The organism is Escherichia sp. KTE52 (genome assembly GCF_000408325.1).
GTDB classification, from domain to species: domain Bacteria; phylum Pseudomonadota; class Gammaproteobacteria; order Enterobacterales; family Enterobacteriaceae; genus Escherichia; species Escherichia marmotae.
In genome coordinates, this window is sequence record NZ_KE138677.1 from 717,325 (window position 1) to 743,195 (window position 25,871).

Consider the following 25,871-nt stretch of genomic DNA (forward strand, 5'->3'; position numbering starts at 1 on the left):
TCTATGGCTCCCTGACGTTTTTTTAGCCACGTATCAATTATAGGTACTTCCATGTCGAGTAAGTTAGTACTGGTTCTGAACTGCGGTAGTTCTTCACTGAAATTTGCAATCATCGATGCAGTAAATGGTGAAGAGTACCTTTCTGGTTTAGCCGAATGTTTTCACCTGCCCGAAGCACGCATCAAATGGAAAATGGACGGCAATAAACAAGAAGCGGCTCTAGGTGCAGGCGCCGCTCACAGCGAAGCGCTCAACTTTATCGTTAATACTATTCTGGCACAAAAACCAGAACTTTCTGCGCAACTGACTGCTATCGGTCACCGTATCGTACACGGCGGCGAGAAGTATACCAGCTCCGTAGTGATCGATGAGTCTGTTATTCAGGGTATCAAAGATGCAGCTTCTTTTGCACCGCTGCACAACCCGGCTCACCTGATTGGTATCGAAGAAGCACTGAAATCTTTCCCGCAACTGAAAGACAAAAACGTTGCTGTGTTCGACACCGCGTTCCACCAGACTATGCCGGAAGAGTCTTACCTCTACGCCCTGCCGTACAACCTGTACAAAGAGCACGGCATTCGTCGTTACGGCGCACACGGCACCAGCCACTTCTATGTAACCCAGGAAGCGGCGAAAATGCTGAACAAACCGGTAGAAGAGCTGAACATCATCACCTGCCACCTGGGCAACGGTGGTTCCGTTTCTGCTATCCGCAACGGCAAATGCGTTGACACCTCTATGGGTCTGACCCCGCTGGAAGGTCTGGTAATGGGTACTCGCTCTGGCGATATCGACCCGGCTATCATCTTCCACCTGCACGACACCCTCGGCATGAGCGTTGACGCAATCAACAAAATGCTGACCAAAGAGTCTGGCCTGCTAGGTCTGACCGAAGTAACCAGCGATTGCCGCTATGTTGAAGACAACTACGCGACGAAAGAAGACGCGAAGCGCGCAATGGACGTTTACTGCCATCGCCTGGCGAAGTACATCGGTGCATACACTGCGCTGATGGATGGTCGTCTGGACGCAGTTGTATTCACCGGTGGTATCGGTGAAAATGCCGCGATGGTTCGTGAACTGTCTCTGGGCAAACTGGGCGTGCTGGGTTTTGAGGTTGATCATGAACGCAACCTGGCTGCACGTTTCGGCAAATCTGGTTTCATCAACAAAGAAGGCACCCGCCCTGCTGTTGTGATCCCGACCAACGAAGAGCTGGTTATCGCGCAAGACGCCTGCCGCCTGACCGCCTGATTCCACACCGCCAGCCCTGCTGGCGGTGCTGTTTTGTAACCCGCCAAACTGGCGGTAACGAAAGAGGATAAACCGTGTCCCGTATTATTATGCTGATCCCTACCGGAACCAGCGTCGGTCTGACCAGCGTCAGTCTTGGCGTGATCCGTGCAATGGAACGCAAAGGCGTTCGTCTGAGCGTTTTTAAACCTATCGCTCAGCCGCGTACCGGTGGCGATGCGCCCGATCAGACAACGACTATCGTGCGTGCGAGTTCTTCCACCACGACAGCCGCTGAACCGCTGAAAATGAGTTACGTTGAAGGTCTGCTTTCCAGCAATAAGAAAGATGTGCTGATGGAAGAGATCGTCGCGAACTACCACGCCAACACCAAAGATGCCGAAGTGGTTCTGGTTGAAGGTCTGGTCCCAACACGTAAGCACCAGTTTGCTCAATCTCTGAACTACGAAATCGCCAAAACGCTGAACGCGGAAATCGTCTTCGTTATGTCTCAGGGCACAGATACCCCGGAGCAGTTGAAAGAGCGTATCGAACTGACTCGCAACAGCTTCGGCGGTGCAAAAAACACCAATATCACTGGCGTTATCGTTAACAAACTGAATGCTCCGGTTGATGAGCAGGGTCGTACTCGCCCGGATCTGTCTGAGATTTTCGATGACTCTTCCAAAGCGAAAGTCAACAATGTTGATCCGGCGAAGCTGCAAGACTCCAGCCCGCTGCCGGTTCTCGGCGCTGTGCCGTGGAGCTTTGATCTGATCGCAACTCGTGCGATCGATATGGCACGCCACCTGAACGCCACCATCATCAACGAAGGCGACATCAACACTCGCCGCGTGAAATCTGTGACTTTCTGCGCACGCAGCATTCCGCACATGCTGGAGCACTTCCGTGCCGGCTCTCTGCTGGTGACTTCCGCAGACCGTCCTGACGTACTGGTTGCCGCTTGTCTGGCTGCAATGAACGGCGTAGAAATCGGTGCTCTGCTGCTGACTGGCGGCTATGAAATGGACGCGCGCATTTCTAAACTGTGCGAACGTGCTTTCGCTACCGGCCTGCCGGTATTCATGGTGAACACCAACACCTGGCAAACCTCTCTGAGCCTGCAAAGCTTCAACCTGGAAGTTCCGGTTGACGATCACGAGCGCATCGAGAAAGTTCAGGAATACGTTGCTAACTACATCAACGCTGACTGGATCGATTCCCTGACTGCAACTTCCGAACGCAGCCGTCGTCTGTCTCCGCCAGCGTTCCGTTATCAACTGACCGAACTGGCACGCAAAGCAGGCAAACGTATCGTTCTGCCGGAAGGCGACGAACCGCGTACCGTTAAAGCAGCCGCTATCTGTGCCGAACGTGGTATCGCAACATGCGTACTGCTGGGTAACCCGGCAGAGATCAACCGCGTTGCAGCGTCTCAGGGCGTAGAACTGGGCGCAGGCATTGAAATCGTTGATCCAGAAGTGGTTCGCGAAAACTATGTTGCTCGTCTGGTCGAACTGCGTAAGAACAAAGGCATGACCGAAACTGTTGCACGCGAACAGTTGGAAGACAACGTGGTTCTCGGCACGCTGATGCTGGAACAGGATGAAGTTGATGGTCTGGTTTCCGGTGCTGTTCACACCACCGCAAACACCATCCGTCCGCCGCTGCAGTTGATCAAAACTGCACCGGGCAGCTCTCTGGTATCTTCCGTGTTCTTCATGCTGCTGCCGGAGCAGGTTTACGTTTACGGTGACTGCGCGATCAACCCGGATCCGACCGCAGAACAACTGGCTGAAATCGCAATTCAGTCTGCTGATTCCGCCGCTGCTTTCGGTATCGAACCGCGCGTGGCTATGCTCTCCTACTCCACCGGTACTTCTGGTGCAGGTAGTGACGTAGAGAAAGTTCGCGAAGCAACTCGTCTGGCTCAGGAAAAACGTCCTGACCTGATGATCGACGGTCCTCTGCAGTACGACGCTGCGGTAATGGCTGACGTTGCGAAATCTAAAGCGCCGAACTCTCCGGTTGCAGGTCGCGCTACCGTGTTCATCTTCCCGGATCTGAACACCGGTAACACCACTTACAAAGCGGTACAGCGTTCTGCCGACCTGATCTCCATCGGGCCGATGCTGCAGGGTATGCGCAAGCCGGTTAACGACCTGTCCCGTGGCGCACTGGTTGACGATATCGTCTATACCATCGCACTGACCGCGATTCAGTCTGCACAGCAGCAGTAATCTCGTCATTATCCGCAGCCATGCGCTGCGGATATCTGAACCGGAAATAGTCACTATTTCCGGTTTTTTATTCTCTTAATTTGCATTACTCCTTTCTGATTATCTTGCTTAACTGCGCTGCATCAATGAATTGCGCCATCTCACTTTGCATACTTACCACTTTGTCTTGTGCAAGGGAAAATTTGCGCTATGTCCGCAATAACTGAATCCAAACCAACCAGAAGATGGGCAATGCCCGATACGTTGGTGATTATCTTTTTTGTTGCTATTTTAACCAGTCTCGCCACCTGGGTTGTTCCGGTGGGAATGTTTGACAGTCAGGAAGTGCAATATCAGGTTGATGGTCAGACGAAGACTCGCAAAGTTGTAGATCCTCACTCATTTCGCATTCTGACCAACGAGGCAGGCGAACCCGAGTATCACCGAGTACAACTGTTCACGACGGGAGATGAACGCCCTGGTTTGATGAACTTCCCGTTTGAAGGGCTAACCTCTGGCTCGAAATATGGGACAGCCGTTGGCATCATCATGTTTATGCTGGTGATTGGCGGCGCGTTTGGTATCGTGATGCGCACAGGAACCATTGATAACGGGATTCTCGCGCTTATCCGCCACACTCGAGGGAATGAAATTCTTTTCATTCCGGCACTGTTTATTCTCTTTTCACTCGGCGGTGCGGTATTTGGCATGGGGGAAGAGGCCGTCGCCTTTGCCATCATCATTGCCCCACTAATGGTACGCCTGGGTTACGACAGTATTACCACCGTCCTGGTAACCTACATCGCAACGCAAATCGGTTTTGCCAGCTCGTGGATGAACCCGTTCTGCGTGGTTGTCGCCCAGGGGATTGCTGGCGTTCCTGTCCTTTCCGGCTCCGGGTTGCGCATTGTGGTGTGGGTTATCGCCACTCTGATTGGCCTCATCTTTACCATGGTGTACGCCTCACGGGTGAAAAAGAATCCTTTGTTGTCACGCGTGCATGATTCCGATCGCTTCTTCCGCGAAAAACAAGCTGATGTTGAACAGCGGCCGTTCACTTTCGGTGACTGGCTGGTATTGATTGTCCTGACCGCCGTCATGATCTGGGTGATTTGGGGCGTGATCGTTAACGCCTGGTTTATTCCAGAGATTGCCAGCCAGTTCTTCACTATGGGTCTGGTGATTGGCATCATCGGCGTTGCCTTCCGCCTTAACGGTATGACCGTTAACACCATGGCCTCGTCATTTACCGAAGGGGCGAGAATGATGATTGCTCCTGCACTGCTGGTCGGTTTTGCCAAAGGGATTTTACTGCTGGTTGGCAATGGCGAAGCGGGTGATGCCAGCGTGCTGAATACTATTCTCAATAGCATTGCCAATGCCATTAGCGGCCTGGATAACGCGGTCGCGGCCTGGTTTATGCTGCTCTTCCAGGCGGTATTCAATTTCTTTGTGACATCCGGTTCTGGTCAGGCAGCGTTAACCATGCCGTTACTGGCACCGCTTGGCGATCTGGTTGGCGTTAACCGTCAGGTTACCGTGCTGGCGTTCCAGTTTGGCGATGGCTTCAGCCATATCATTTACCCGACCTCGGCTTCGTTAATGGCGACGCTCGGTGTTTGCCGGGTAGATTTCCGTAACTGGCTGAAAGTGGGTGCAACACTGCTTGGACTGCTGTTTATTATGTCCAGCGTCGTGGTGATAGGCGCTCAGTTAATGGGTTACCATTAAGTCAATAATCCCCTTGCCAGTCTCTGGCAAGGGGAACTGATTACAATAGCTCTCTGGCTGCCGCCACAATATCATGCGCGGTTAACCCGTACTCTCTCTGTAAAAAGTCCTGAGTTCCAACCTGACCATAACGCTCCTTCACGCCCACGCGACGCATTGGTATTGGGCAACTTTCGACTAATACCTCCGCAACGGCTGACCCTAGCCCATTGTGAATACTATGGTTTTCACAGGTCACAATACGCCCCGTTTTCTCGGCATAATTTTTAATCAACATTCGGTCAACAGGTTTAAGAGTAAACATATCAATTACTGCCGCACTTACACCGCTCTGTTCCAGTTGACGTGCGGCCTCCAGGGCTTCAGCCACCATAATGCCATTAGCAATCAGCGTGATGTCAGTACCTTCACGCAGTACATTGCCTTTACCAATAGAGAAGGTTGTCCCAGGAGAATAAATACTTGTCGCTTGCTTACGGATCGTACGAACCCAGTAAAACCCATCAAGCTCTACAAGCTGGCGTAAAATATCACTAAACATCACCGCATCGGTCATCTCCATCACCACCGAATGCGCCAGCCCACGCACAATTCCCATATCTTCAAATGACATATGTGTTCCGCCATTGTGGCAAGCGGTAACACCCGCATCAGAAGCAATCACTTTGACATTAGCACGCTGGTAATCAAGCGACATAAAGAGCTGATCAAAACAGCGACGACTGGCAAATGCGGTAAAGGTATGCACGAATGGCTTGCGCCCGGTTAAGGCCAGCCCTGCAGCGGTGCCGATAACATTAGCTTCCATAATGCCGCAATTAATGACGTACTGTGGATAATCCCGCGCCACGCTGTCCATTGCCATGGAACTCATTAAATCAGCCTCAAGGGCAATGACAGAATTACCGTTTTCAATCTGTTGCGCAATAAAGCCTGCATAAATTTTGCGCATCTCGATGCTGTCTTTTTGTCCTGCCGGTGCGAGCTTAATCATGCATGGCCTCCAGTTGGCGAATTGTTTCGTTTAGCATCTCCTTCATTTCTTCCGTGAGGCGTAAATGATGAGAATTACTGAGTTGCTCAAGACACGCTACCCCCTGCCCTTTGATACTATCGAGAATGACTACTCTCGGTCTGGCCTCGGCTGGTAGAACAGGTTTAACTACATTCAACAACCCCTCAATATCATCGCCCTTCACTGTCACGACATCAAAACCGAAAGCGCGAAATTTTCCTTCTAAATCAAATGGATTAATAATTTCATCCAGTTCGCCATCAAGCTGCTGTTTGTTCCAGTCCACAAACACAGTGAGATTATTCAAACGATGATGAGCAATAAACTGGAAGGCTTCCCAACATTGGCCTTCGTTAAGTTCACCATCGCCAACAATACAAAAAACCCGATTCTTGCGCCCCGCCAGTTTATGCGACAGCGCCATCCCTCCTGCAATGGATATCCCCTGCCCCAGCGATCCTGTAGTAGCATCAACACCACGCGTTTTTAGCCGATCCGGATGACTTGGTAAGCGAGTTCCGTTCTGATTTAAGGTGCTTAATTCTTCCAGTGGAAAATAACCTTTCAGCGCCAGAGTACTGTAGAGCGCAGGTCCGGCATGCCCTTTTGACAATACAAAATAGTCACGATCAGGCCAGTCGGGATCAGCAGGATCAATTTTCATCACCGCACCATAAAGAACTGCCAGCGTTTCCACAACAGACATGCTGCCACCATAATGACCAAAGCCAAGATGAGTTAATGATTTAAGCGTCTGGATACGAATATCCCGTGCAAGTTGTGTCACTTCTTTAACATTCATGATTTGGCTCCGCTCTTCTCCTGCACTTTGGCAGCGAGTTTGTTATTGGAGAAAATGTTCCAGGCAACCAGCAGCACAAATAGCGCTACTACAAGTCCGGTTATGGCAAAAGGCGAGAGATAACGTGCCAGGTTTCCGAGAACGATGCCGACAGCACCAAAATCCGCATCGGAAAAGGTCGTATTTGCAAAGCCTATCGCCCCCAGAACTGGCAATAACAGCACTGGCAGGAAGGTAATCAATAAACCATTCGCAAAAGCACCAATCATCGCGCCGCGACGCCCACCCGTAGCATTACCAAATACACCCGCAGTTGCTCCGGTGAAGAAGTGAGGAACGACACCAGGAAGAATCAGCACCAGTTTCATCTGTCCCAACAAAAATAGCCCCACCAAACCACCAAGAAAGCTAAATAAGAAGCCAACTAACACTGCATTTGGCGCATACGGATACACAACCGGACAATCGAGGGCGGGACGCGCATTCGGCACCAGCTTTTCTGAAAATCCGGTAAATGCCGGAACAATTTCAGCAAGAATTAAACGCACACCTTGCAGAATGATAAATACGCCTGCGGCGAAGGTGATGGCCATAATAATGGCGTAGACAAGGTAGTTTTGACCGCCACTAAACTGGCTTTCAACGTACTCGCGCCCCGCACTGATCGCCATGATCAGATAAATCACCATCATCGTAAGGGAAATAGAGATGGAGCTATCGCGCAGGAAGCTCAGATTTTTGGGCAAATTCATCTCTTCGGTGGAACGCGAACCTTTACCGCACATGCTGCCAATCCAGCCAGAGAGTACATACCCCAAAGTACCAAAGTGACCAAAAGCGATTTCATCATTCCCGGTAATACGCCTCATGTAACGTTGTGCTAACGCAGGGAAAAACGCCATCACTAATCCCAGAATAAGAGAACCGGTAAATACCAGTGATATACCTTCAAAACCAGCCACTGTCAGAATCACACCAATCATGCAGGCCATATAAAATGTGTGGTGTCCGGTAAGAAAAATATATTTCAGGCGGGTAAAGCGGGCAACAATAATATTCGCTACCATACCAAATGCCATAATAAGCGCCGTCGACGCGCCATATTTTTCCAACGCAATAGAAACAATAGCCTCATTATTCGGAATGATACCCTGAATATTAAAGGCATGTTCAAACATACTACCCAGCGGATTTAAAGAACCAACCAGAACAGTGGCACCACCGCCCAGAACAATAAATCCGAGAATGGTTTTAATTGTGCCTTTAACAACATCTGAAAATGCTTTTTTCTGAGCAACCAGACCGATTAAGGCAATCAAGCCGACCAGTACCGAGGGTACTTTGAGTATATCAACAACAAAATTCAGCGTTTCAAGGATAAACATATCCACCTCGCTTCAATTAAGGTTATTGTTTTGCGAACCAGTTACGCAGTTGCGTTTCAAGTTCATTAATATCAATGATGTTGTTGATAACCACCAACTGACTTTCCGGTACGCTGGCACTGGCGGCAATATCTTTAGCCATCACAAATAAATCGGCAGCCCCTGGCGTTGCTGATGAGAGATCGGAATGTTCCACTTCCGCTTCTATCTCCATTTTTTTCAGAACTTTTTTAATATTCATTTCGACCATAAAACTACTACCAAGCCCTGAGCCACAAATAGCCATAATTTTCATTATATTCACCATGTTAAGTTGTAGAAGTTCTCATCACGCAACGGCGTAATGTTGTGACAAGACTGAATTTTGAATGTAATTAGAATCGTGAAATTATCGTTTTTATTTCCTCCAGGTTGCGAGCCTGATGCAATTCCTGTAAATCCTTCTCACTGGAGAATAACTCAGCCAGTGCAGATATCATTTCGATATGGCTGTGTTTATCTGGTGCGGCAAGTAAAATGATGACATCTACAGGATCAAATTCCTCTGCATTAAAACTGACACCTTCTTCGAGTTTTAATAATGATAACCCCAATCCTTTTGCACCTTCTTCTGGTCGGGCATGGGGCATTGCCAGCCCAGGCGCCAGGACATAATAAGGCCCCAGTTTTTCATGTTGTGTTTTTATCGCACTGAGATAATCCGTCGTAATTATCTCCGCCTCCAGTAACGGTCTGGCACAAATATCTAATGCTTGCTGCCAGGTTGTGACATTCTTTCGTAATGCGATTGTTGAATCAGAAAGCCAGGTATTAAGCACTTGTCCTCCTCATTTTCCGTGTCAATGAGCAGACTTTAAGCAAGCAACGGCGGCATATCTGAGATCAATCTCACAAAGATAGCGCTATCAGTATGTATCATTCATATTTGTGATAGCGCTATCAAAACGGATTTCACTGATGAAATCCAAACTTCTACCAGAAATTAAGGGGTATACTCTGCTACCAACAGGAAGCCGTTGATGATAAGTAAAAAAAGATCTCCATATGTAGTCGCTGAGCAGGATTTTGTATGGCAATAACCCGAAAACGTCGTAGTACTGGTAAAGTCACTATCGCCGATGTCGCGCAACTCGCAGGAGTTGGCACAATGACTGTATCCAGAGCGTTACGCACTCCCGAACAAGTTTCCGATAAACTGCGGGAGAAGATTGAAGCCGCAGTTAATGAATTAGGGTACATGCCCAACCTCACTGCAAGCGCGCTGGCATCGGCATCTTCGCACACGATTGCAATGGTCGTACCAAACCTGGCTGAAGCAGGATGCACGGAAATGTTTGCCGGGCTGCAACATGTACTACAACCAGCGGGGTATCAGATAATCCTGGCTGAGTCACGCCATCGTCTGGAGCAAGAAGAAAAACTGCTGGAAACTCTGCTGGCTTCTAATATCGCCGCAGCGATTTTGCTCAGTGTTGAGCATAATAATACCGTGCGTAACTGGCTCAAAAATGCCTCGATTCCCGTTATGGAAATCGGTGCCATTCGTACCGATCCGATTGATATGAACATTGGCATTGATAATGTCGCAGCAATGTTCGAACTGACGGATATGCTGGTACAACGTGGTTATCAGAATATCGGTTTGCTATGCGCCAACCAGGAACAGTGGATCTTTCAGCAGCATTTACAGGGATGGTATAAAGCTATGTTACGCCATCATATGTCTCCCAACCGTGTTATTAACGCTGCTCTGCCACCGGTTTTTTCCACCGGAGCATCACAATTACCGGAATTTTTACTCGCATGGCCGGAACTGGATGCCCTGGTATGTGTGTCAGATGAGTTGGCCTGCGGTGTTCTGTATGAATGTCAACGAAGACGCATCAAAGTACCAGACGATCTCGCCGTAGTGGGATTTGGTGACAGTGACGTTAGTAAAGTTTGCCAACCACCATTAACAACAATGGCCGTTCCTCACAGGAAAATTGGTCTGGAGGCAGGAAAGGCTTTGCTGGAACGAATTAGAGAAGGTAACTGGAGCGATCAGGTACTCATCGCTCCCAGTTTGTGTTTACGTGAAAGCTGCTGAAACTTATTAAGCCTCTTCTGGATCTTCTTTCGTTTCTACTTCATTCCTGGCATTGCGCTTCATCCACAATGCCAGGGCTTTCAGCGAGTCTGGTGTGAACTCATCGCAACGTGCGGTAATTTCTTCCGGCGTCAGCCAGCAAACCTCACTGACTTCATCTTCCTGGAGAGCGAAAGGACCGTGGGAGACACAACTGAATAACGCGCCCCAGACACGGCAATTTTTATCTTCGAAATAGAACTGCCCGTGCTCGGCAAAGGGGACTCCGGCAATGCCCAACTCTTCTTCCGCCTCGCGACGTGCGGATTCCAGCAGTTGTTCATCGGCCTGGACCACGCCACCTGCGGTCGCATCTAACATGCCGGGTAAAAAGTCTTTTGTCTCGGTACGACGCTGCACAAGAATTTTGCCCATACCATCATGTACAACGATGTAAGTTGCACGATGGCGCAGACACTGTGCCCGCATTTGTTCCCGGCTGGCTTGTGCAATGACTTCGTTCTCTTCATTGACAATATCCACCCATTCAGTACTTGCCAAACGACGCTGTTCCATTATCAGGAAACCTTCTTTTTCTGGCGCTCTTACGGCGCATTTTGAGTTGTGGGGTAAATTACGGATTAATCGCGACCTGCGCAATGATACTTTGATCATTGAGTGCGATTACGCTTAGTACGTCATCATCCAGCGTGCCATAACTCGCCGGATAGCCGCCTTTCGGAATGCTTACCGAACCGGGGTTAAAGTGGAAAATATCCCCCCGCTTTTCCGCTACTGGTAGATGGGTATGACCATACACCAGCACGTCGTTCTGGTTTAAAGCAGGCAGATTATCCGGGCCAAACAGATGGCCATGCGTCAAAAACAGACGTTGTTTTTCCAGTAACACCTGTTGCCACGGCGCGGTTATCGGGAAATGCAGTAGCATTTGGTCCACTTCGCTGTCGCAGTTGCCGCGCACGGCGATAATGTTATGCGCCATCTCATTCAGCCGTTCGGCTACTTTGGCTGGCGCATACCCTTCAGGCAGGGCGTTTCGCGGACCATGATTCAGCACGTCTCCGAGAATCACCAACCACTGGGCACCGCTTTGGGCAAATAAATCCAGAACACGTTCCGTCGCCGGTAACGACCCATGAATGTCCGATGCAAACATCAGTTTCATCACTCACTCCTCGTCGAAAAAACGTAAGCTATGATACTGGATTCTGTCGTTGCTATCAGCCAGATTGCTTTGCTGAAAGTGCAATAAAACGCTGAACTGAAGCCCGCTGCCACTGGAATGCCGCATAATCCACCAGACGTTCCGACACCTCATCACCATGTAGTACCAGACGATTAATCATTAACGCTAAATCAGTATCCGCAATACACCATTCGCCAAACAGATTCGGCTGACCATGCGCCAGTAAATGTTCTGCCATCGCGAACAGTTTCTCCGCGCTGGCTTTTCCCATTGCCGATAGTGGCGCTTTCTTCGCACCGGCAAAAACGACATCCGTAGAACGTTCTTCGCGGATGGGCATCAGATCGCTGCGTAGCCAGGCCTGAATCTGCCGTGCCCGCGCCCGGTGTTGTAAATCAAGCGGATAAATACGCTCCCAGGTCGGCGGCGCAAAACAGTCCTCCAGATATTCTGCAATGGCAGAGGATTCACTCAACTCAAAATCATCAATTTGTAACAACGGCACGCGCCGTGTCTGCCCATAACCTTGCCACGTCGGCTGCAAATGTTCACCGCTGTCGAGGTCGATGGTCTTCATATGAAAAGGCAGACCTTTTTCCTGCAACGCCACCCAGGCGGATAACACATAAGGGGAGAAAAAATGGGCATCTGACCAAAGCGTGATAGCGGGTTTACTCATTATGTCCTCAGCGATAAATGGGCTTGCTATCAAACTATAGAGCCTTTTTGTCACCGTTACGTGATGAAAACTCACACAAGTCGCCACGGTTTCTATACTTGAGATGTTCAGATTATTAGATAACCGGAGCTGCGATGATCGATCTCTATTTCGCCCCCACACCGAATGGTCACAAAATCACGTTGTTTCTCGAAGAGGCAAGGCTGGATTATCGCTTAATCAAAGTTGACCTCGGTAAAGGCAGTCAGTTTCGCCCGGAGTTTTTGCGCATTTCACCGAACAATAAAATTCCGGCAATTGTCGATCACTCCCCAATTGACGGCGGCAAACCATTAAGCATGTTTGAGTCGGGGGCTATTTTGTTGTATCTGGCAGAGAAAACAGGGCTCTTTTTGAGCCATGAACCGCGTGAACGCGCCGCCACATTACAGTGGTTATTCTGGCAGGTTGGCGGCCTGGGGCCGATGCTCGGGCAAAATCATCATTTTAACCACGCTGCACCACAAAGCATTCCTTACGCAATTGAACGTTATCAGGTTGAAACCCAACGTCTCTATCACGTACTGAATAAGCGGTTGGAAAACTCCCCCTGGTTGGGCGGAGAAAACTACAGCATTGCAGATATTGCCTGCTGGCCGTGGGTCAATGCCTGGGCTCGCCAGCGCATTGACCTCGCGATGTATCCGGCAGTAAAAAACTGGTATGAGCGAATCCGTTCGCGTCCTGCTACCGGGCAGGCGCTGCTAAAAGCGCAAGTAAATGATGAGATTTCGAATAGTTAACAGAACCGGGTTCTCGTGTATTATTTAATCCTAAATAAAACAACGGAGAACCTGCAATGGCACAACCTGCCGCTATTATTCGTATAAAGAACCTTCGTTTACGTACGTTTATCGGAATTAAAGACGAAGAGATTAACAACCGTCAGGATATTGTTATCAACGTTACGATCCACTACCCCGCCGATAAAGCGCGCACCAGCGAAGATATTAACGACGCGCTGAATTATCGCACCATTACTAAAAACATCATTCAGCATGTAGAGAATAACCGTTTCTCTTTGCTGGAAAAATTAACTCAGGATGTGCTCGATATCGCACGTGAACATCACTGGGTGACGTATGCTGAAGTGGAGATCGATAAACTTCACGCGCTGCGCTACGCCGATTCGGTATCAATGACCTTGAGCTGGCAGCGTTAACCGCCATATCGGGAGGCTGCATGAATATAGTGATCACCGGAGGGACGGGATTAATTGGTCGTCATTTAATCCCTCGTTTGCTGGAGTTGGGGCATCAGGTCACGGTGGTGACGCGTACCCCGCAGAAAGCCAGCTCCGTCCTCGGCCCTCAGGTGACACTATGGCAAGGGCTTGCCGATCAACGCAATCTCAACGGCGTGGATGTGGTGGTCAACCTGGCTGGTGAACCCATTGCTGATAAACGCTGGACTCACGAGCAAAAAGATCTCCTCTGTCAAAGTCGCTGGAATATCACGCAAAAACTGGTGGATTTGATTAACGCCAGTGACTCGCCGCCGTCAGTGCTTATTTCAGGCTCGGCGGCGGGATATTATGGCGATTTAGGTGAAGTGGTGGTCACCGAAGAAGAACCGCCGCATAACGAATTTACCCATAAACTCTGTGCCCGCTGGGAAGAAATAGCTTGTCGGGCACAAAGTGACAAAACACGAGTATGCCTGCTACGAACCGGTGTGGTGCTGGCACCAGATGGCGGTATCCTCAGCAAAATGCTGCCACCGTTTCGCCTTGGTCTGGGAGGTCCGATTGGCTCCGGTCGGCAGTATCTGCCCTGGATTCATATTGATGATATGGTTAACGGTATTCTCTGGCTGCTGGATAACGATCTGCGGGGACCATTTAATATGGTTTCGCCATATCCGGTACACAATGAACAATTTGCCCACGCGCTAGGCCATGCACTGCATCGCCCGGCGATTATGCGCGTCCCTGCCGCAGCCATTCGCTTGCTGATGGGGGAATCATCGGTTCTGGTATTGGGCGGACAACGTGCGCTGCCAAAAAGGCTGGAAGAAGCGGGGTTCGCTTTTCGCTGGTACGATTTAGACGAAGCGCTGGCGGATGTTGTTCGCTGATACGCTTTGCCGCGAACATCCGCCAGGTAGCCTCGGGGTTTACTGGATCAGTGACTTTGCGCCAGAAGCTCATCTGGCGAAAGTCGGGTTACCATCAGAACTAACTCTCTGTCTAAACCTCTCTCCAGCATCTCCTGGGCAATACGCAGAGCTTCTTCGCGTTTACCCAGAATTAATCCATCATTCCGCCCTTCTTCACGTAATCTGTCAGCAATAGTCATCAGTTTCTCCTTTTCTTGCGGTGCTCGTTCCGCTATCTCACCTATAAATGTACGGAACCGCTGGGCATCCCCCGTTTGTAAAACGTAATTAAACAGTGCTTGTAGCTGCCTGTCATTAGTGTTCCCTGTAACTAAAAGAGAAACTATTTGCTCCACTAACCCCAATAAGTCGCGCTGGCGAATATGTTTCTGAATTAACTCCAGCAATGCCATTTTACGGTGTTGCATAATCTCGTCATCCGGCACTACAGTAATATCTACCAACGGAAAAGCCGATGAGTAAATTTTGCGGGCAATCGCAGGTTCTGCAAATTCATCAAGCCAGCAGAGAGAATAAGGATAAGGACTTCTGCAACCATGATAAAACAGCATTGGGATCACCAAAGGAAGCTCTTTATAGCCCGCATCCAGATGGTTTTGCATCGCCGCGATGGAATAACGCATCATGCGAAAAGCCATTAATTCTTCCGCCTTACTTTGGTGTTCAATGACGACATAAATATACCCCATCCCCTCCTGTGTTTTCACTGACCACAAAACGTCGGAGTAATATTGTCGCAGGTTTTCATCAATAAAACTGTTTGGTTCCAGTTTTAACGTTGTTAAATCACACAGATTGCGCAGCGGTGCTGGAAGATGAATATCAATAAAATCTCGTGCTGTATCTGGATGGCGTAAAAAGGATTTAAATACCGCATCATGCGGCGTGGAAGTGGTCGATATTGTCATGGCGTTCCGTCACCCATCAAATTTAAGAGGACGAGACAATAACTACCCTTTATAACCAATGCAGTAGGCAGTTTTTATATTTGGACAACGAATTCAGAAGTATTTTAAGTGGGCTGAAATATATACATTTCAATGGAAGCTAACTCGCAAATTAGCCTTGAAAATACTCCGGCAGCATTAGCCGCCGGAGAGGCAATTATTTCAGTGATCCTTTAAGGAACTGTTGCAGACGCGGGCTTTGCGGGTTGCCAAATAACTGTTCCGGCGTCCCCTCTTCTTCTATTTTCCCCTGATGGAGAAAAATGACGTGGGTAGAGACATGGCGAGCAAAGCCCATTTCATGAGTCACCACCACCATGGTTTTCCCCTCTTCCGCCAGTTGCTGCATAATGCGCAGAACTTCGCCTACCAGCTCTGGATCGAGCGCTGAGGTAGGTTCATCAAACAGCAAAACTTCCGGTTCCATTGCCAGCGCCCGTGCAATGGAAACACGCTGTTGCTGACCACCGGAAAGATGCACCGGGTATTTCCCCTGCGCACGTTCGTCTATGCCAACTTTCGCCAGATATTTCACCGCCCGCTCGCGTGCTTCCTGCTTGCTCAGCCCCAACACCTGAATCGGCGCTTCCATGACGTTTTCCAGCACCGTCATATGGCTCCAGAGATTGAAGTGCTGAAACACCATCGTCAGGCGCGTGCGCAGTAAACGTAGCTGATTTTTATCGGCAACTTTGAGTTGGCCGTCTTTATCGCGCACCAGATTGATGTTCTGCCCGTTAACCACGATCGCGCCTTCGCTCGGTTTTTCGAGGAAGTTAATACAGCGCAAAAAGGTACTTTTCCCCGATCCCGACGATCCGATGATACTGATCACATCCCCGGCGTTCGCTTGCAGTGAAACGCCTTTCAGCACTTCGTGTTCGCCGTAGCGTTTGTGCAAATCGATAACGTTTAATTTATTCTCGGACATCGTATTCTCAGTGCGTTGAAGAAGGTTTCACATGCTGCAACCAGCGTTTTTCCGCTTTGCGAAAGAGACTGATCAGGACATAAGAGATGATTAAATAGAGCACCGCGGCAATGCCAAAGGCAGTAAAAGGTTGATACGTGGCGGCGTTGATATCGCGGGCAATTTTCAGCAGATCCGGCACCGTGGCAGTAAACGCCAGCGCAGTAGAGTGCAGCATCAGAATCACTTCGTTGCTGTAGGCCGGTAATGCAATACGCAGTGCCGACGGCAAAATAATGCAGCGATACATTTTAAAGGTTGAGAAACCATAGGCTCTGGCAGCTTCAATTTCCCCATGCGGCACCGACCGGATCGCCCCGGCAAAAATCTCAGTGGTGTAAGCACAGGTGTTGAGCGTCAATGCCAGCACGGTACAGTTCAGGCCACTGCGGAAAAAGGCGTTAAGGAACTCGGTGCCTTTAACAATCTCCAGCGTGTACATGCCGGAATAGAACACCAGCAACTGAACATACAGCGGCGTACCGCGAAAAATATAAGTAAATAACCAGATGGGAAACTGAATGTATTTATTACTTGAGACGCGCCCAATCGCCAGAAACAGCGCCAGAATCCCCCCCATCACCACCGACAGAATCAGCAACCAGAGAGTGATCGCCACACCGGTAAAGCGATAACCGTCAGTCCACAGCAGCGGTTTCCAGTATTCATGTAAGATTTCGATCACAGGTCAGCCCTCTTCACACCCACGGAGTAGCGACGCTCAAGGAACAGCAGCACACCATTGGAAACGGTGGTAAAAACCAGATAAATCACGCCACAGACGATGGCGAAATAGAATGGTTCCCAGGTACTTTTGCCTGCCAGTTGAGTGGCTTTCACCACATCTTCCAGTCCGAGTAACGAAACGAGAGCCGTTGATTTAAGAATGACCTGCCAGTTGTTGCCAATCCCCGGTAGGGCGTAACGCATCATCGCCGGGAACATAATCCTCCGAAACACTTGCCCACGGGTAAAGCCGAATGCTGTTGCCGCCTCAATATGCCCTTTCGGCACCGCCATAAACGCGCCGCGGAACGTTTCGGTGAAGTAAGCGCCGTAGATAAACCCCAGGGTTATAATACCGGCGACCATCGGGTCGATATCAACCTGTCCGACGCCCATCGCCTCCGTCACCGTGTTTAGCGCGATCTGCAAACCGTAGAATATCAGCAGCATTAACACTAAATCCGGCACACCGCGTATCAGCGTGGTATAGCCTTCGAAAATCAGTCCCGATAACCGATTTTGCGAAAGCTTACCGCCAGCGCCAATAAGACCGATAATTACAGCGAGCACTACAGAGCTGATAGCCAGCTCCAGCGTGACGAGCGCCCCCTGTAAAATTACACCTGAAAACCCATACAACATGCTGCCTGTCCTGTTGTGTGTGGTGAATTTACCGCCTCTTATCTCCCTCCGGTGCCTCGAAGGGAGCGGGCTTTCTTTCACCGATGGCGATTAGCCACCATAAACATCAAAATCGAAGTACTTTTTCGCTAATTTCTCGTAAGTACCGTCAGCGCGCATTTCAGCAAAGGCTTTGTTCAGTGCCTCGCGCAGTTCGTTATCTTCTTTACGCAGCCCCATGCCGGTGCCTACGCCAAACAGTTTTTCATCTTTAACAGACGGACCACCGAATTTGTAATCTTTACCGACTGGCTGTTTGAGGAAACCTTCACTGGCGGCAACTTCATCCTGGAACGCGGCATCAATACGTCCGGCAGTCAGGTCTGAGTAAATATTGTCCTGCCCCTGATAAGAGACGATTTCAATGCCTTTGGGAGCCCAGTGTTCGTTACCAAATGTCTCCTGGGTGGTGCCCTGCAATACCCCTACCCGCTTGCCTTTCAGCGATTCTACTGTCGGCTGGATATCAGAATTTTTCGCCACCACCAGACGAGAATCGGCAGCATACAGTTTGTCGGTGAAGGCAATTTCCTGCTGACGTTTTTCCGTGATGGAAAGTGATGACATGATGGCGTCAATCTTCTTCGCTTTTAATGACGGAATTAACGCATCCAGCGGATTCTCAACAAAGGTACATTGCGTATTGATGCGTTTGCACAACTCCTTCGCCAGATCAATATCAAAGCCAACCAGTTCGCCTTGTGAATTTTTTGATTCAAATGGTGCATAGGTTGGATCGGTGCCGATACGGATATTTTGCGGAATAGCAGCAAACGCAGCGGTTGCGCTGGAGAAGGCCAGAACCAGAGAGAGCGATAGCACCAGTTTTTTCATAATGTCCTCAACTGACAGTCTTTTTATAGGGAATATTTACAGGTTTGTTACAGTTATCGTGCCATAAAATTGACCAACAAGGCAAAATATCCAGGCCAGTTAGTCGTATTATTTTTCATTAAAATTGCTTAAGTATGCATTTTAATGCACCACGATAGTGCAACAAACCTGGAATGCACCATGATGATTCCCCATCAGGCGCTACTTCCCTGCGACGTATCAGCCACCATAGACATTAAAGTCGAAATACTTTTTCGCCATCTTGTCGTAAGTGCCATCCTGACGCAGTTCGCCAAGCGCCTTATCAAAGGCGGCTTTCAGTTCGGCATCATCTTTACGTAGCCCTACACCTGTACCATCACCGAAGTATTTTTTGTCTTTCACTGATGAACCAGCAAAGGCGAACTCTTTACCGGCGGGTTGCTTGAGGAAACCTTCGCTGGCAGCGACTTCATCCTGCAGAGCGGCATCCAGACGACCTGCATCCAGATCGGAATAGACCAAATCCTGGTTAGCATAGGCCACCACATCGACGCCTTTACTGCGCCAGTTGTCATTGGCGTACGCTTCCTGGGTGGAGCCTTGCAGCACACCAACATGTTTACCTTTCAGCGAATCCAGCGTTGGTTGGATCGGTGAACCTTTAGCTGCAATCAAACGAGAATCCGCGGCATACAGCTTGTCGGAGAAGGCAATCTCCTGCTGACGTTTATCAGTAATAGAGAGCGATGAAATAATGGCATCGATTTTTTTCGCTTTCAGTGACGGAATCAGCGCATCAAAGTCACTGGCAACCCAGGTACATTTAACCTGCATGCGTTTGCACATCTCGTTACCCAGATCGATATCAAAGCCAACAAAGTCACCTTTGGCATCTTTCGATGAGAACGGCGCATAGGTGGTATCCGTTCCGATACGTACCGTCTCCGGCAGTGCCGCAGAGCTGGAAGCTGCTGCGGACAGACCGACTAACAAAGACAGAGCAAGAATCGACTTCTTCATACATAACCCTCAAGTGAAATGGCTTTTTTATGTTGTGTATTGTGTTGTGTGTTTGCAGGCTCGTTCATGCAGGTCTTATGCCATCTTGACAACAGCTCAAACATCTAACGTTAAATATGTTAATAAGACGTTGCATTATTGTCCTAAAGTTGAAGATAGCAGGTATGCCGGTTGAATCGCAGCGTTTCGATTCAATGGCAGGAACAAAATGTCGAGGATTTGATCACGGTTGCAAAATTGCCCCGAAATAGGGCAACAGCAAAGTTATGCGCCCTGCCAGCGGGCAAAGAGATCTTCGGGAAGGGTTATCGTAAACTGATCAAGTACACGGTTAACCGTTTGATTTATCACATCATCAAGCGATTTCGGACGATGATAAAACGCCGGAACGGGAGGCATAATTACCGCACCAATTTCCGCAGCCTGAGTCATTAAACGCAAGTGTCCTAAGTGCAGCGGCGTTTCACGCACGCAGAGAACCAGTGGGCGACGCTCTTTCAGTACCACATCTGCTGCTCGGGTCAGTAAACCATCGGTATAGCTATGGACAATGCCGGAAAGGGTTTTGATTGAACAGGGTAAAATCACCATCCCCAACGTCTGGAAAGACCCGGAAGAGATACTGGCGGCAATATCGCGCGCATCATGGGTGACATCGGCTAATGCCTGAACTTCGCGCAGGGAAAAATCCGTTTCGAGGGATAAAGTCTGGCGCGCTGCCTGGCTCATCACCAGATGCGTTTCAACATCTGCGACATCACGCAGAACCTGTAATAAACGTACGCCATAAATCGCGCCGCTGGCACCGCTGATGCCTACAATGAGTCGTTTCATAGATAATTGCCCTGTCAGACTTGCAGGCAGACTTTGCAGGATTTCGGCGGGAGTTGCAAGTCAGGGTGCCAGACCGGCACCCTGAACGAAGGTATTATCCTTCGTTATGCATTTCCAGGTTTTCAACTTCGTTCTGACGTTGCACTGCTTTAGCGTCGTCATTACGTAAAGTATCGAGGAAATCGAGGTAGCCTTGATCAACGTCTTTGGTGACATAGACGCCATTAAACACCGAGCATTCGAACTGCTGAATATCCGGATTTTCAGCGCGAACGGCTTCGATCAGATCGTTTAGATCCTGGAAGATAAGCCCATCAGCACCGATGATCTGGCGGATTTCATCCACTTCACGACCGTGTGCGATCAGTTCCGTGGCGCTCGGCATATCAATACCATAAACGTTCGGGAAACGAATTTCCGGCGCGGCAGAGGCGAGATACACTTTCTTCGCTCCGGCTTCACGCGCCATCTCGATAATCTGCTCAGAGGTGGTGCCGCGGACAATGGAGTCATCGACCAGCAGAACGTTTTTATCGCGGAACTCAGCGCGGTTGGCGTTCAGTTTACGACGAACAGACTTACGGCGCAGTTGCTGGCCCGGCATGATAAAGGTACGGCCAACGTAGCGGTTTTTCACGAAGCCCTGGCGGTACGGTTTACCCAGAATGCGAGCGATTTCCAGTGCGATATCGCAGGAGGTTTCCGGAATCGGGATCACCACGTCAATATCCAGATCTTCCCATTCACGGGCAATTTTTTCGCCAAGCTTGGTGCCCATATTAACGCGGGCGCTATAAACGGAAATTTTGTCGATGAACGAATCCGGGCGGGCAAAGTAAACATACTCGAACAGGCACGGATTGCTGACCGGATTGTCGGCACACTGACGGGTAAACAACTGCCCTTCTTCAGTGATGTAAATCGCTTCGCCCGGTGCGACGTCACGCAGGAACTCAAAGCCCAGGGTATCGAGCGCAACGCTTTCAGAGGCAACCATATATTCTGTGCGATTGTCATCAACATCGCGTTTTCCCAACACCAGCGGACGAATGCCGTTAGGATCGCGGAAAGCAACCATACCGTGGCCGATAATCATCGCCACACAGGCATATGCGCCACGGATCAGACGGTTAGTGGCGGCAATGGCGGCGAAAATGTTATCGGCTTCCAGCGGATAGTGGCGGAAGTTATCCAGTTCGCTGGCGAAGATATTAAGCAAAATTTCCGAGTCAGAAGTGGTGTTGATGTGGCGGCGTTTTTCTTCAAACAACTTTTTACGCAACTCGTGAGCGTTAGTCAGATTGCCATTATGGGCAAGCGTGATGCCATACGGAGAGTTAACGTAAAACGGCTGCGCTTCAGAAGCACTGGAGCTGCCAGCCGTAGGGTAACGCACATGACCAATGCCCATATTGCCCTGCAAACGCTGCATGTGGCGAGCTTCAAATATATCGCTCACCAGACCGTTCGCTTTACGCAAACGAAAGCAGTTATTGGCATCAATGGTGATGATGCCTGCGGCATCCTGACCGCGATGCTGAAGCACCGTTAAGGCATCATAAATCGACTGGTTAACCGGCATAACACCGGCGATACCGACAATACCGCACATACGTCTTTTTCCTCGTTAAGCCACATCTCAGAGCACTTACGCTCTGGGCAAGAAACTTGACGAGCTTTGCAGATAATCAAAAAACCATCTGATGATAAAACTGAACTGTGGGATCAGCTGTGATTTGCTCCAGTCTTCGCTTTTCGACACTCCGGTAAAGGAGTCGAGAAAGAAAAGAATAGCGGCAACAATCAATACGCCGCGCAACGCACCGAAACAGACGCCCAGCACCCGATCGGTGCCTGACAACCCCGTTTTCTCCACCAACTGACCTATCACGAAGTTCACGATAGCGCCAACGATAAGCGTAGCGATAAACAGTACCGCGATGGCAATCCCATTTCGAACCAGTTCGTCTTCAAAGCCCGTAAACCAGGCTGACAGGTAAGTGTAGTAATGACTGGCGACAAAGAACGCACAACCCCATGTCACCAGCGATAATGCTTCACGAACAAAGCCGCGGATCAGGCTAACCAGAGAAGAAAAAGCAATCACCGCGATTATGGCGTAATCAATCCAGACCATATGTGTCCCACGATTTTACGCCCTGTCATCCTGTTCGGGGCGCATTCTAACAGAAAAAGAAAACGTTTGCGTAGGGATTTCCTTCCCGCGCATCAATAAAAATGGCGCTGAAAAAATATTCAACGCCATCGACTTTTTGTGCCTTTGCGGCACCGGCTATACGTGTCGGATGCGGCGTGAACGCCTTATCCGACCTGGGGTTATGCTCCCGCGTAGACCTGATAAGACGCGTTAGCGTCGCATCAGGCAAACCGTATTAATTCGGCGTATAGCCCATCACCACGCCGCTCAAGCCAGAAAGCTGCCTCAACTCACCCAGCGAACCTTTCAGCTTCTCTTTAGAAGCATCCGGCCCAACCAGAATGCGGGTGATTTTACCCTGCACTGGCGTCGACGGCGACGTATAAACGCGATATCCCGCGCCACGCAGCTTAGCAACAATCTCATTCACTTTATCGGCATTTTTCAGCGCGCCCAGTTGCACTACATACGCTTTACCCGTCGGTGCCGCTTTTTCTTCGACGGCAGGTTTTGGTTCTGGCTTCGGCGCTGGTGGCGTTTCCACCTTCGGCTTCGGCGGTTCCACAGGTTTCGGCTTCGGTGGAGCAACCGGTGCAGGTTCCGGTTCAAACACGGTATTGTTGGCCGCAATGGTTGTCGGATCGAGCGAAGGCGCTGCGGCATCGCCTGCCCGCACCTCTTCTGCCGCGCCTTCTGGCGGCTGTGTCGGCAACGCCTGAGTGGCGGCTGGCATCATATCAGGCTCGTCACGATCGCCAGCTTTCGGCACCAGCGGGATCGCTGCGAACTCATCCTGATAATGTTTTTTCTGCCCATCGAGCAGCCCTGGAAGCACAATCACCCCCAGCGCCACCAGCACTATTGTGCCAACTAACCGATTCTGAAACTTACTCGCCACCGCTTCTCCTCGCGTCAATCACTTCCATGACATGTGCGACCGTATGGAATGAACCACACACCAGCACGGTATCTTCCGGTTTAGCGTCCGCCATCGCGGCATCCCATGCCTGCGCAACGCTGTCAAATGGTTTGCCATTACCCAGATGTTCCAGCAGTTGCTCTGCTGTAGCACCGCGCGGCCCTTCCAGTGGCGCACAATACCAGTCATCAACTACGCTTTTCAACCAGGCCAGAGTTCCGGCAATATCTTTATCATGTAGCATACCGATAACCGCCAGCACGCGCCCGCTTTTCGGTAACGCTTGCATACGTCCGGTGAGATATTCTGCCGCATGTGGATTATGGGCGACATCAAAAATGACGCGTGGCAACTCACTCACAATCTGGAAACGTCCCGGTAAAATTGCACTGGCAATGCCCTCGCGAATTGCCTGTTCACTGACCTCCAGGCCGCTGGCGCGAAGTGCTGCCAGCGCCGTTGCGGCATTTGGTTGTGGGACAAGCGGCAACGGCAGGTTTTCTAGCGTACCGTGAGCATCGGTAAACGACCAGTCATGGTCTGTGACAGAATAATTCCACTCAACACCGCGACGTTGCAGCAATGCACCTTTTTCCTGCGCCACATCGGCAATGGTGTACGGCATTTCCGGTTCACCGACAATCGCCGGTTTTTCACTGCGGAAGATCCCCGCTTTCTCGCGACCAATGCTTTCGCGATCTGGCCCCAGCCAGTCGGTATGATCAAGCGCAATGCTGGTCACTACCGCGACATCAGCATCAACAATATTGGTGGCATCCAGACGACCGCCCAGCCCGACTTCCAGAATCACCACGTCAAGTTGTGCCTGTTTGAACAGCCACAACGCCGACAGCGTACCGTATTCGAAATAGGTCAGAGAAATATCACCGCGTGCCGATTCAATCTCAGCAAAAGAGGCAGTATGAGCCGATTCCGGTAATTCCTGACCCTGCACACGAACGCGCTCGGTATAACGCACCAGATGCGGCGAACTGTAGACCCCCACTTTGTACCCTGCCGCCATCAGAATCGACTCCAGCGTGCGACAGGTTGTGCCTTTGCCATTAGTACCCGCGACAGTAAACACAAACGGTGCTGGTTTCAGAACGCCGAGACGCGCTGCCACCTGGCTTACGCGCTCAAGGCCGAGATCGATAGTCTTACTGTGCAGGTTTTCCAGATAAGAAAGCCACGAAGCCAAAGGCGACGCGGCTTGAGGTGTGCGTTTGATAATCATGGTATCCGCTGATTCATTACGGGGATAATAGCAAAAGGGCAGAGCCAGCGGCCCTGCCCTTATCAGTTATCAGGCCTCTGGTTCCTGATCCGGTGCTGGTGGCACCACTTCGCCTTCGCGTGGCGCTTCAGGATTTGGCGCTGGCAGATTCATCAGCTTCGCCAGGATGCTCGCCAGTTTCAGGCGCATTTCCGGGCGGCGGACAATCATGTCGATCGCGCCTTTCTCGATCAGGAACTCACTGCGCTGGAATCCCGGCGGCAGTTTTTCGCGAACGGTCTGTTCAATAACACGCGGACCGGCAAAACCGATTAACGCTTTCGGTTCAGCAATGTTGAGATCGCCCAGCATCGCGAAACTCGCAGAAACACCGCCCATGGTTGGGTCAGTCAGCACGGAGATGTACGGCAGACCGCGCTCCTGCATTTTCGCCAGCGCAGCAGAGGTTTTCGCCATCTGCATCAGCGACATTAGCGCTTCCTGCATACGTGCGCCACCGGAAGCGGAGAAGCAGATCAGCGGGCAGTTGTCTTCCAGCGCCTGCTCAACGGCACGCACGAAACGCGCACCCACCACAGATCCCATTGAACCGCCCATAAAGGCAAATTCGAATGCCGCAGCAACGACCGGCATTCCATACAAGGTGCCTTTCATTACTACCAGCGCGTCTTTTTCACCGGTTTCTTTCTGTGCAGATGCCAGACGGTCTTTATACTTTTTGGAGTCACGGAACTTCAGCACATCTTTCGGCTCAAGCTCGCTACCCAGCTCCACAAGGCTTCCTTCATCCAACAGGCTATGCAGGCGATTACGCGCCGTCATACGCATGTGATGGTCACACTTCGGACAGACCTCAAGATTACGTTCCAGCTCAGCACGGTATAAAACCTGACCGCAGCTATCACACTTAGTCCACACGCCTTCAGGAATGCTCGCCTTGCGGGTGGGAGTAATGTTGCTTTTAATTCGTTCAATCCAGCTCATTAGGGACCTTTCTGTCTGAACCTGGTTCGATGCCAGCTTTATCTTTGGGGACGCATAATGCCATTTTTGCCCCCAACAGACCA

27 protein-coding genes are annotated in these 25,871 nt (G+C 50.2%); 7 read left to right on the forward strand and 20 right to left on the reverse strand.

Annotated features, from left to right (window positions below):
• The first annotated feature begins 51 nt into the window (after nt 1-51).
• The 3 genes from ackA (at nt 52) to yfcC (ending at nt 5,183) form a co-directional block, all read left to right on the forward strand.
• Entirely contained in the window at nt 52-1,254 is a 1,203-nt protein-coding gene (gene ackA / locus A1SC_RS13770; RefSeq protein ID WP_000095712.1) for an acetate kinase, read from the forward strand.
• Nucleotides 1,255-1,328: 74 nt separating this feature from the next.
• A complete protein-coding gene (pta, locus tag A1SC_RS13765; RefSeq protein WP_000086737.1) occupies nt 1,329-3,473 on the forward strand; it encodes a phosphate acetyltransferase in 2,145 nt (714 codons plus the stop codon).
• Between the two features lie 189 nt (nt 3,474-3,662).
• Nucleotides 3,663-5,183: a putative basic amino acid antiporter YfcC gene (gene yfcC / locus A1SC_RS13760; protein WP_032141354.1), complete on the forward strand. Its 1,521-nt coding sequence runs from the start codon at nt 3,663-3,665 to the stop codon at nt 5,181-5,183.
• Nucleotides 5,184-5,223: 40 nt separating this feature from the next.
• Here yfcC and A1SC_RS13755 read toward each other — a convergent pair whose 3' ends face one another.
• The 5 genes from A1SC_RS13755 to A1SC_RS13735 all read right to left on the reverse strand — a co-directional run bounded on the left by A1SC_RS13755 (nt 5,224) and on the right by A1SC_RS13735 (nt 9,203).
• Nucleotides 5,224-6,177, reverse strand: a complete 954-nt coding sequence (locus tag A1SC_RS13755) for a transketolase family protein (protein WP_000593041.1) — start codon at nt 6,175-6,177, stop codon at nt 5,224-5,226.
• Entirely contained in the window at nt 6,170-7,000 is an 831-nt protein-coding gene (locus A1SC_RS13750; RefSeq protein WP_001101102.1) for a transketolase, read from the reverse strand. Before A1SC_RS13750 ends, A1SC_RS13755 begins: the two co-directional genes overlap by 8 nt.
• The gene (locus tag A1SC_RS13745; RefSeq protein ID WP_016262185.1) at nt 6,997-8,385 is read right to left on the reverse strand and encodes a PTS ascorbate transporter subunit IIC; all 1,389 of its coding nucleotides are present in this window, start codon (nt 8,383-8,385) and stop codon (nt 6,997-6,999) included. The genes A1SC_RS13750 and A1SC_RS13745 overlap by 4 nt, the downstream gene beginning before the upstream one ends.
• A 22-nt stretch (nt 8,386-8,407) precedes the next feature.
• Nucleotides 8,408-8,680 carry a PTS sugar transporter subunit IIB gene (locus A1SC_RS13740; protein ID WP_000699821.1) on the reverse strand — a complete coding sequence of 91 codons (273 nt, stop codon included), beginning with the start codon at nt 8,678-8,680 and terminating at the stop codon, nt 8,408-8,410.
• Nucleotides 8,681-8,759: 79 nt separating this feature from the next.
• Nucleotides 8,760-9,203, reverse strand: a complete 444-nt coding sequence (locus tag A1SC_RS13735; RefSeq protein WP_000935564.1) for a PTS sugar transporter subunit IIA — start codon at nt 9,201-9,203, stop codon at nt 8,760-8,762.
• A 251-nt stretch (nt 9,204-9,454) separates the two neighbouring features.
• Between A1SC_RS13735 and A1SC_RS13730 the strand changes: the two genes are divergently transcribed.
• Nucleotides 9,455-10,474, forward strand: coding sequence for a LacI family DNA-binding transcriptional regulator (locus A1SC_RS13730; RefSeq protein ID WP_001516786.1), 1,020 nt, complete (start codon nt 9,455-9,457; stop codon nt 10,472-10,474).
• 6 nt (nt 10,475-10,480) lie between these two features.
• Here the strand turns inward: A1SC_RS13730 and yfcD are convergent, their stop codons facing one another.
• Genes yfcD through yfcF form a run of 3 tightly spaced genes read right to left on the reverse strand, consistent with a single transcriptional unit; the run spans nt 10,481 to nt 12,339 of the window.
• Complete coding sequence (yfcD, locus tag A1SC_RS13725) at nt 10,481-11,029, reverse strand: NUDIX hydrolase YfcD (RefSeq protein WP_000437936.1); 549 nt, start codon at nt 11,027-11,029, stop codon at nt 10,481-10,483.
• A 58-nt stretch (nt 11,030-11,087) separates the two neighbouring features.
• Nucleotides 11,088-11,639: a phosphodiesterase gene (gene yfcE / locus A1SC_RS13720; RefSeq protein WP_001516787.1), complete on the reverse strand. Its 552-nt coding sequence runs from the start codon at nt 11,637-11,639 to the stop codon at nt 11,088-11,090.
• 55 nt (nt 11,640-11,694) lie between these two features.
• Nucleotides 11,695-12,339 carry a glutathione transferase gene (gene yfcF, locus A1SC_RS13715; protein WP_000042426.1) on the reverse strand — a complete coding sequence of 215 codons (645 nt, stop codon included), beginning with the start codon at nt 12,337-12,339 and terminating at the stop codon, nt 11,695-11,697.
• Between the two features lie 134 nt (nt 12,340-12,473).
• On the opposite strand from yfcF, the gene yfcG reads away from it, so the two are divergent.
• Genes yfcG through A1SC_RS13700 form a run of 3 tightly spaced genes read left to right on the forward strand, consistent with a single transcriptional unit; the run spans nt 12,474 to nt 14,454 of the window.
• Complete coding sequence (gene yfcG, locus A1SC_RS13710; protein ID WP_000566507.1) at nt 12,474-13,121, forward strand: GSH-dependent disulfide bond oxidoreductase; 648 nt, start codon at nt 12,474-12,476, stop codon at nt 13,119-13,121.
• Nucleotides 13,122-13,177: 56 nt separating this feature from the next.
• The gene (gene folX, locus A1SC_RS13705) at nt 13,178-13,540 is read left to right on the forward strand and encodes a dihydroneopterin triphosphate 2'-epimerase (protein WP_016249014.1); all 363 of its coding nucleotides are present in this window, start codon (nt 13,178-13,180) and stop codon (nt 13,538-13,540) included.
• A gap of 20 nt (nt 13,541-13,560) precedes the next feature.
• Entirely contained in the window at nt 13,561-14,454 is an 894-nt protein-coding gene (locus tag A1SC_RS13700) for a TIGR01777 family oxidoreductase (RefSeq protein WP_001516790.1), read from the forward strand.
• 47 nt (nt 14,455-14,501) lie between these two features.
• Here A1SC_RS13700 and A1SC_RS13695 read toward each other — a convergent pair whose 3' ends face one another.
• The 12 genes from A1SC_RS13695 to accD all read right to left on the reverse strand — a co-directional run bounded on the left by A1SC_RS13695 (nt 14,502) and on the right by accD (nt 25,788).
• On the reverse strand, nt 14,502-15,404 hold the full coding sequence (locus A1SC_RS13695) for an Rpn family recombination-promoting nuclease/putative transposase (RefSeq protein WP_001516791.1): 903 nt from the start codon (nt 15,402-15,404) through the stop codon (nt 14,502-14,504).
• 196 nt (nt 15,405-15,600) lie between these two features.
• The gene (gene hisP, locus A1SC_RS13690; RefSeq protein ID WP_001293593.1) at nt 15,601-16,374 is read right to left on the reverse strand and encodes a histidine ABC transporter ATP-binding protein HisP; all 774 of its coding nucleotides are present in this window, start codon (nt 16,372-16,374) and stop codon (nt 15,601-15,603) included.
• A 7-nt stretch (nt 16,375-16,381) separates the two neighbouring features.
• Nucleotides 16,382-17,098: an ABC transporter permease gene (locus A1SC_RS13685; protein WP_000569965.1), complete on the reverse strand. Its 717-nt coding sequence runs from the start codon at nt 17,096-17,098 to the stop codon at nt 16,382-16,384.
• On the reverse strand, nt 17,095-17,781 hold the full coding sequence (gene hisQ, locus A1SC_RS13680; RefSeq protein WP_016249019.1) for a histidine ABC transporter permease HisQ: 687 nt from the start codon (nt 17,779-17,781) through the stop codon (nt 17,095-17,097). The genes A1SC_RS13685 and hisQ overlap by 4 nt, the downstream gene beginning before the upstream one ends.
• Before the next feature lie 90 nt (nt 17,782-17,871).
• Complete coding sequence (gene hisJ, locus A1SC_RS13675) at nt 17,872-18,654, reverse strand: histidine ABC transporter substrate-binding protein HisJ (RefSeq protein WP_000737621.1); 783 nt, start codon at nt 18,652-18,654, stop codon at nt 17,872-17,874.
• Between the two features lie 219 nt (nt 18,655-18,873).
• Nucleotides 18,874-19,656, reverse strand: a complete 783-nt coding sequence (gene argT, locus A1SC_RS13670; protein WP_000748242.1) for a lysine/arginine/ornithine ABC transporter substrate-binding protein ArgT — start codon at nt 19,654-19,656, stop codon at nt 18,874-18,876.
• A gap of 264 nt (nt 19,657-19,920) precedes the next feature.
• Nucleotides 19,921-20,490 (reverse strand): flavin prenyltransferase UbiX, encoded by a 570-nt coding sequence (gene ubiX, locus A1SC_RS13665; RefSeq protein WP_001516792.1) that lies wholly within the window; start codon nt 20,488-20,490, stop codon nt 19,921-19,923.
• Between the two features lie 94 nt (nt 20,491-20,584).
• Nucleotides 20,585-22,102 (reverse strand): amidophosphoribosyltransferase, encoded by a 1,518-nt coding sequence (purF, locus tag A1SC_RS13660; RefSeq protein WP_000334207.1) that lies wholly within the window; start codon nt 22,100-22,102, stop codon nt 20,585-20,587.
• A 36-nt stretch (nt 22,103-22,138) separates the two neighbouring features.
• The gene (cvpA, locus tag A1SC_RS13655; RefSeq protein ID WP_000262105.1) at nt 22,139-22,627 is read right to left on the reverse strand and encodes a colicin V production protein; all 489 of its coding nucleotides are present in this window, start codon (nt 22,625-22,627) and stop codon (nt 22,139-22,141) included.
• Between the two features lie 256 nt (nt 22,628-22,883).
• Entirely contained in the window at nt 22,884-23,546 is a 663-nt protein-coding gene (gene dedD / locus A1SC_RS13650) for a cell division protein DedD (RefSeq protein WP_001516793.1), read from the reverse strand.
• Nucleotides 23,536-24,804 (reverse strand): bifunctional tetrahydrofolate synthase/dihydrofolate synthase, encoded by a 1,269-nt coding sequence (folC, locus tag A1SC_RS13645; protein ID WP_016262186.1) that lies wholly within the window; start codon nt 24,802-24,804, stop codon nt 23,536-23,538. The genes dedD and folC overlap by 11 nt, the downstream gene beginning before the upstream one ends.
• A 69-nt stretch (nt 24,805-24,873) precedes the next feature.
• Nucleotides 24,874-25,788, reverse strand: a complete 915-nt coding sequence (gene accD, locus A1SC_RS13640; RefSeq protein ID WP_000118402.1) for an acetyl-CoA carboxylase, carboxyltransferase subunit beta — start codon at nt 25,786-25,788, stop codon at nt 24,874-24,876.
• Nucleotides 25,789-25,871: the final 83 nt, after the last annotated feature.